Genomic DNA, 371 nt, shown 5'->3' with positions numbered 1-371 from the left:
GTTGATGCAGAGGCTCGTTGGGTACGCAAAGGCAAGCATTATCGGTATGGGTATAAGAAACACGTGCTTACCGATGATCAAGGCTTGGTAGAAGCCCTCATTACCCCCCCCGCTAATTGTGCAGATACGGTTGCTTTTCCCGCCTTAATCGAGCAGTCCGAGTTGTCATCAGGGGTAAGTGTCCTAGCGGACAAAGGCTATTGTAGTAAAAAGAATTCGGAGTACTTGGCTCGTCGTGGCTTGGTGGACGGCATTATGCTCAAGGCCATTCGTGGGAAGACTCTTAACGAGAGTCAGAAGGCATTCAACCGTGTGATCAGTAAGACAAGGTGCTTGATAGAGCGGACCTTTGGCAGTATTCGTCGGTGGTT

The 371-nt window shown here is 49.9% G+C and carries 1 protein-coding gene; it reads left to right on the top strand.

What is annotated here, in order from left to right; all coding sequences use genetic code 11:
* Window positions 1-371: transposase (locus HQ41_RS04135; RefSeq protein ID WP_044188313.1), on the top strand; the 371-nt coding region annotated here is incomplete at both ends.

The sequence above is a fragment of the Porphyromonas sp. COT-290 OH860 genome, from assembly GCF_000768935.1.
In the GTDB taxonomy this organism is placed as follows: Bacteria; Bacteroidota; Bacteroidia; order Bacteroidales; family Porphyromonadaceae; genus Porphyromonas.
This window is presented reverse-complemented; position numbering and strand designations above follow the sequence as displayed.